The sequence below is a fragment of the Companilactobacillus jidongensis genome, assembly GCF_003946575.1.
Lineage (GTDB): Bacteria > Bacillota > Bacilli > Lactobacillales > Lactobacillaceae > Companilactobacillus > Companilactobacillus jidongensis.
This window is the reverse complement of sequence record NZ_RHOP01000027.1, coordinates 24,921-31,536: the sequence shown is the minus strand read 5'-3', so window position 1 is coordinate 31,536 and position 6,616 is coordinate 24,921. Positions and strand designations below refer to the sequence as shown.

At 33.4% G+C, this 6,616-nt stretch carries 6 protein-coding genes; 3 read left to right on the top strand and 3 right to left on the bottom strand.

Annotated elements, in window-relative coordinates; genetic code table 11:
* The first annotated feature begins 586 nt into the window (after window positions 1-586).
* Both EKM68_RS12785 and EKM68_RS12780 read left to right on the top strand, forming a co-directional pair.
* Complete coding sequence (locus tag EKM68_RS12785; protein WP_125591199.1) at window positions 587-1,237, top strand: hypothetical protein; 651 nt, start codon at window positions 587-589, stop codon at window positions 1,235-1,237.
* A 165-nt stretch (window positions 1,238-1,402) separates the two neighbouring features.
* Window positions 1,403-2,116 (top strand): alpha/beta family hydrolase, encoded by a 714-nt coding sequence (locus EKM68_RS12780; RefSeq protein WP_125591198.1) that lies wholly within the window; start codon window positions 1,403-1,405, stop codon window positions 2,114-2,116.
* A 39-nt stretch (window positions 2,117-2,155) separates the two neighbouring features.
* Here EKM68_RS12780 and EKM68_RS12775 read toward each other — a convergent pair whose 3' ends face one another.
* The 3 genes from EKM68_RS12775 to EKM68_RS12765 form a co-directional block, all read right to left on the bottom strand.
* Window positions 2,156-3,091: an NADP-dependent oxidoreductase gene (locus EKM68_RS12775; protein WP_125591197.1), complete on the bottom strand. Its 936-nt coding sequence runs from the start codon at window positions 3,089-3,091 to the stop codon at window positions 2,156-2,158.
* Between the two features lie 22 nt (window positions 3,092-3,113).
* On the bottom strand, window positions 3,114-4,574 hold the full coding sequence (locus EKM68_RS12770; RefSeq protein WP_125591202.1) for an MFS transporter: 1,461 nt from the start codon (window positions 4,572-4,574) through the stop codon (window positions 3,114-3,116).
* Between the two features lie 139 nt (window positions 4,575-4,713).
* On the bottom strand, window positions 4,714-5,202 hold the full coding sequence (locus EKM68_RS12765; protein ID WP_125591196.1) for a GNAT family N-acetyltransferase: 489 nt from the start codon (window positions 5,200-5,202) through the stop codon (window positions 4,714-4,716).
* Between the two features lie 110 nt (window positions 5,203-5,312).
* Between EKM68_RS12765 and EKM68_RS12760 the strand changes: the two genes are divergently transcribed.
* Window positions 5,313-6,614, top strand: coding sequence for a helix-turn-helix domain-containing protein (locus EKM68_RS12760; protein ID WP_125591195.1), 1,302 nt, complete (start codon window positions 5,313-5,315; stop codon window positions 6,612-6,614).
* Window positions 6,615-6,616 lie beyond the last annotated feature (2 nt).

The window sequence follows — 6,616 nt, the reverse complement described above, 5'->3', positions numbered from 1 at the left end:
TGTGCATGAAAATAGGCATCCTCAATGAGGATGCCTATGGTTAAAAGTTATTCATCAATACTATTTGACAAAGAGCCATTTTTACTAGTAACGTCCCTTTTTATTATGTTTATCAATATATCTTATTTTTCTATTATGGAATTCAATTTTATTTATTAATTCATATGGTATAGCCCATCACAAGATTCAAAACATAAAGATAATTTTTTGAATCTGCAGTTAATAAATTCTACTAATCGAGTGATTGCAAATCAAAGAACTATAAATTAATATAGTGATATAAGTTTGACTCATTTTTTAATATAATAAATATTTTCATATATGATCCGATTGTACCTAAAATCAATAACTACATGGTTTTCAGTAAGGTAAATTTTTATTTATTGAACTTTTAAAATCTTTTACATAAATTTAAAAGTAAAATTAGCTATTTTTTTGAAATTATATGTGAAAAATATAACAATTATTTTTTTATATCCGACATGTCTAGCATGCATTAAAACACATTAATTAGTGGCAAAAAAGTATCATCACGTCCAAACACTGATGACTAAAAAAGCTGAATATATGTTCATAGGGGAACGAAATGAAAAAATACTCAAAATTATTAATGGCAGGCCTTGCTACTATAACTTTCTCTACAGCATTAATGGAGACAACTAATACAAGTTTTAATGTATCTCAAACAACAGTTGTTTCTGCTAAAGCAAAATTAGCTACCCTAATTCCAGGTAGTTATAAAGTCGGTTCTGATTTAAAACCAGGCAGATACGTAATAACATCAACCGATGGTGCTAGCGGTAACATATCTTCAACGCCTAAGCGAAGTCTTCATGGGGATTCAATCAATGAAATTCTTGGTAGTGAGATAGACTATGGTCAAGTACCATCCGTAACTGCCACTTTATCTAAGGGGGATAAAGTAAAAGTCGAAGGATTAACTTCAGCTACTTTCACTCCAGCACAAAAAAGAAATAAAAATAATACTACAACATTATCAACAGGTTTTTGGGTTGTTGGTAAGGATATTAAAAAAGGAAAATATTTGGTAACTCCACCTGATGGCCAAAGTGGTAATTTTATGGTCACACCTAAAAAGACATTCGGCGACTCAACTAACGAGGTCCTTGGTAGTGATACTGATATGTCACAAGTACCAAAGATCAATGTAAAACTACATAAGGGTGACAAAATAGAAATATCTGGTATGACACAAGCTAATTTCACCAAAAAATAAATTATCCACTAAGTGGACCTTAATCCTCCAAAGACTATTTTTGGAGGATTTTTTAATGTATTTTATTACCAGTTCATTTTTTTCAATATCTTTCAATTGTCTAAATCCCGGCATGATAATACAATATAGATGTACGGATAACATGCCAATAAGGGAATGAACACCATGAAAAAAGTTTTTAAATGGTTGATAGGAATCATCATAACAATAATAGTACTTGTCAGTGCCGCATTCTTAATTGCTAAGCAAGTCGAATATGAACCTTCTACAGCAGCAACTAAAGCCGCTGATAACAGTACATTCGTAGATGACACTTACAAGTTCCAAGGGGACGACAGTAAGCCTGTGATCATCTTCTATCCAGGTGCCCTAGTTGAACCAAAAAGCTATAGCATCTGGGCATCTATTCTAGCAAAAAATGGCTACACGGTATATATTGCAAAGTTCCCTCTAAATTTGGCTATTGTTGACGCTAATGCTGCTAAACGAGTACAAAGTAATCATTCCTACATTATTGGCGGACATTCACTTGGTGGAACTATGGCGGCACGTTATGCTGCCAAAAATAAAAAAGAACTTCGTGGTGTCTTTTTCTTAGCTAGTTACCCTGAGAAAAAGGGAAATTTGAGAAATATCAAGGAACCAGTTCTTTCAATAACTGGCAGTCGAGATGGTGTATTAAATAAGGAAAATTACAAAAAAGCTAAAAAGTTACTACCTAAGGCTACCGATTACATTGAAATAAATGGCGGTAATCATGCCGGTTTCGGCAGTTACGGTAAACAAAAAGGTGATAACAAGGCTGATATTAGCAACGCCGATCAGCAAAGAGTTATTGCTGATATATTATTACACTGGTTGAATGGCCAAGTTAACTAAAAAAATCGTCGAAAATTTCCTCGACGATTTTTTTGTATTTTATTTTATCAAAGCAACTTTTCCAAATACATGGTTATTTTCATAGTAATCTTGAGCATCCTTAACACCATGAGCATTAAGTGGAAACTCCTTTTGAATATGCAATTTAACTTTACCTTCAGAGACCAACTTAACAACCTTACTTAGAGGATTATCAAATTTACCGCTTAAATACATTGCGTGAACACTATATTTTTCGGCCAATTCTTCATCCGGAGATTCAACCAACGAAACTAAACGTCCACCTGGCTTCAAAACTTCAAAACTATGTTTATAAGTATCATGTCCCACAGTATCGACGACTAAATCAAGATTTGATAGCACTTCCTCAAACTTCTCAGTGTGATAGTCCAAAACTTTATCGGCACCAAGTTTTTTCAAATCTTCTATACTACGTGGACTTGCGGTCGTGTAGACCTCAGCTCCAGCATTCTTAGCTAATTGAATTGCCATTGAACCAACACCACCAGCTCCACCATGAATTAGAACTTTTTTACCAGATACTAATTTACCAAGATCAAAAAGTGTATTATATGCAGGAATTGCGGTCATCGGTAATACTGCTGCATCTTGGATCGCCATTGATTTTGGAACTTTGGCAGCTTTACTCTGACCAAGAATTGCATAATCAGAATACGCCCCAAATCCCTTAACACCGACCATACCACAAACAACATCACCTATTTCAAACTGATCAACTGCCGCACCCTTATTAACAATTGTTCCAACCACATCTGTTCCCGTGATTGCTGGCATATCTAATGAAAGATCATCTTTAAATACACCTTCACGTACAGAAATATCAAACGGTGCAACTGAACTACCAGCGACCTTCAGTAACAATTGCTTAGATTTTAATTCCGGTATATCTACTATCTGATCATTAAATACACTACTATCTCCATATTTTTCTATAACAACTGCACTTGTTTTCATATGTGATGACGCCCTCTCCAATTTAGATTTGTTCAGTATCAGCTTGCTTATGAAAACGAATCAACATACTTACAACGATCACTAATGATATAACGATCAAAAACAATCCTGTAAGCATGATATTACGATAACCACTATACAAAATTTTTCTCATTGCAGGAACTAAATTCTGTGGTAGTTGTTTAGCCTTACTTGCATCTCCTAATCGATTAAGCATTCGCATTGTTATCGTATGATGTGAATTAGCTACTCCACGCATTAACGCATGATTCAAAATAACCCCATAAACTGATGACATCAATGTTTGGCTTAAAATTCTCAATAAATAAGCCAATGAAGTAGCTGTGGGAATATCCCTTACTTCAGCATCTGTCTGAACGTTCACTTGTAAAATATTAAAAATCGTACCGACTCCGAAACCTTCGAAGCCTCCTGCTAATAACAATAACCAAAAAGGAGTTTGTTGTCCAAATATAAGAATGGTCACAAAAGCAATAAGAATAGAAATAGTACCAACTGTGACAATCAAATATTTACTCCACTTAGTTTGTAAAAATGACACGGACTCTGAACCGATAATATTAGTGGCAGCACCTGGAATCTGAGTCATACCACCCATTAACGCACTCAACCCCAGAATGCCTTGTGCCCACATTGGAATATAAGTAATGAAAGCTATAAATGAACCCCAAATAATTACAAATAAAATAAAATCTATCACTAAATCCTTGTTAGTAAGTAAACGACTGGGAACAATTGGATCAACTGCTTTGCTATCTACCTTGATCATCCATACAATCAAAAATACACCAATGATCAATAAACTTGAGACAACAACAATTGAAGATACTCCGACCATCTGAATTCCTGTCAAAATTGAAACTAATCCAACTACTAATAAAGTCGCTCCTAAATAATCAACCGGCTTCCCTTGAGCACCGTGCTTAGAATCCTTATAAAAAATAATCAAAATCGTTACTGAAAGTAGAGCTACCGGAACATTCAAATAAAAAACCCAGCGCCAAGTCAACGCATCAACGATCCAACCACCAATCAGTGGACCAATAATTGATGCCGTACTAAAGAACGCCGTAGCAAGGCCAATCATTTGCGAACGTTTACGTAAATTAGGATACAATTCCGCAAACACAATAAACGGGATTGTATTCATACCACCGCCACCAATTCCCATGACGGTTCTAGCAATAATAAACCACTGAATATTAGGCGCAATACCTTGAAAAATTGCTCCTAAAGAAAATAATATTGTCGAATAAATATAAGCTTTTTTATTACCCTGATGCTCACCAAATTTACTCCAAAGTGGCGTTGAAACTGCCAAACCTAATAGAAATGTCGCAACGATCCACCCCATATAAGCTAAACCATGCAAATCTCCAGTTATCGCCGGCAAGGCCGTATTAACAATTGTTGCATCCATACCAGTCATAATATTCGACAGCAATAACGCTCCAGTGACCATCGTACGTTTTTGAGATTCATTCAAAACTTTTTCCCCCAATAAATACAAAAATATTTGTACTTTCAATTAAACAGCTAATTATATGAAAAAGTAAGAGTAATATAGTTTGTTTTTCAGAGAAATAAAAAAACTATCGAAATTAATCGATAATTTTTTCCATGTTATACCAAATTTCGTTTCCGTGTTCCGAGTTAGCAATACCCTGATTGACATAGCCATTTTTCTCATAGAACGGAATTCTATCCTCTAAACAAGTGAGTGCAATACTTGTTCTACCAGCATTTTGAGCATTAAGTTCAAATTGTTTAAGTAATTTACTGCCTATTCCTTGTCCACGATAATCTGGACTGATGGCAATAGTAAAAATCAATTGATGACCACCAGTCGTTAAATTCTCAGGTGTAACATCATACATTTCATCTTTAACAAATCTTTCTTTCACCGCCGGACCAACAACAAATCCAATAACCTTTCCATATTCATCTTTAAACGTTAAAAATGTTTCATGTAATTTTTCAATTCTTTCACGATATGCCTCTTCACTACCTGCCTCGGCATCATTGAATCCAAGTCGTTCAAGGTTCATAATTTCACTTAAATCATCTATATCTGCTAAAACATATTTCATAAAATTTCCTCCGAAATCAATACTGTATGTATAATAATAGCGCAAAGTATTTTTTATGATTCTCAAAAAATCTTTAATATTCCTGAAATTTTGAAACGGAGCATACAATTATGAGACTATTTTTTAATATTGACGATAAAAAATTTCAATTGATCAATCTGCTGAATGATGCAGATGGTTTCATTTATTTCAAAGATTTGGCTTCTGATTTGGAATTAGATCTCACAACTGTTAAGAAATATATCAATGAATTGAAACAGACCTTCCTAGATAATTTTGACCAAAAGGACATTGATCTTCAAATAATCAATAACGTCGGTGTCATATTTAACCATAATGCTTCATTCAATTTGGGAAATTTAACACAATTATTAATCAATCAGACGATTGAGAGTAAGTTACTAGACGCGATGTTTACCAATAAATTTGACAATATCAATCAGTTTTCAATGAATAATTTTGTAAGCAGTTCAACGGTTCGTAGAAAATTAAAGAACCTTGAGAAATGTTTAAACGACTATCATTTGAGTATTAATTTAAATCCCTTAGAAATAATTGGGAATGAAGCAAATATCCGTTACATGTTCTATCAGTACTACTGGAACACTTACGGAACTGTCAGCTGGCCGTTCAATATTGATAGAACCACCGTAAAATTGCAATATTCAAAATGGATCCTCAAACATCATCTCGACTCGCATAGCAATAACCAAACACTAGCTTACTGGTTCGCAATCAATGATCAGCGAAATTTCATTGGTAAAAAACTAAAATTTTCGGAAAAAACATTACTACAAATAATATCAGATTATGAATTTGGAACTCAAATTAATCAGGATAAAGACAACAAATTAAGTGATGAATGGATCAAAATATTTAAAAAGTTTTCAAATATAAATTCTCAATTTGATTTTGAGAAAATACATATTCTATTAAATTCAATTTACAATTATTATGATGTTTTCCATAATCTACCCTTGTTGTACGATGGTGAAAATGTTTTATCAGAGATAGAAACGTCACCACTCTATCGGAATACCATAGATCCATTTCTCAAATTGTTACCACTGACTCTCAATGACAAGGAAAAATTCTTAAAGCTTAATTTTTCACTGCTTATTATTCAATACCTTTCTCAAAACATGAATATGAACATCACCAAATATTTTTTAGACGTAGATTGTGATAACTTGACTAAAAATTTTTTGATAAAAAAATTAAACGCTCGTTTAAATCCTGAATATTGTATTTCATCTACAGATAATATAAAGAATGCTGATTTTATCATTACAAATTTAAGCTCAAACAATAATAAAAATAGTTTGTACATTGAGCTCCCCATCACCGAACGCGACATACATCTGATTAAAAACTTTTTGATAAAAAAAACCACTACTAAAATTATTCAGTAGTG

What these genes read in the sequence shown, in the direction of transcription:
- EKM68_RS12770 (WP_125591202.1), bottom strand. Translation starts at nt 4,574, where the DNA reads ATGGTCACTGGAGCGTTATTGCTGTCGAATATTATGACTGGTATGGAT.
- EKM68_RS12780 (WP_125591198.1), top strand. Translation starts at nt 1,403, where the DNA reads ATGAAAAAAGTTTTTAAATGGTTGATAGGAATCATCATAACAATAATA.
- EKM68_RS12765 (WP_125591196.1), bottom strand. Translation starts at nt 5,202, where the DNA reads ATGAAATATGTTTTAGCAGATATAGATGATTTAAGTGAAATTATGAAC.
- EKM68_RS12760 (WP_125591195.1), top strand. Translation starts at nt 5,313, where the DNA reads ATGAGACTATTTTTTAATATTGACGATAAAAAATTTCAATTGATCAAT.
- EKM68_RS12785 (WP_125591199.1), top strand. Translation starts at nt 587, where the DNA reads ATGAAAAAATACTCAAAATTATTAATGGCAGGCCTTGCTACTATAACT.
- EKM68_RS12775 (WP_125591197.1), bottom strand. Translation starts at nt 3,091, where the DNA reads ATGAAAACAAGTGCAGTTGTTATAGAAAAATATGGAGATAGTAGTGTA.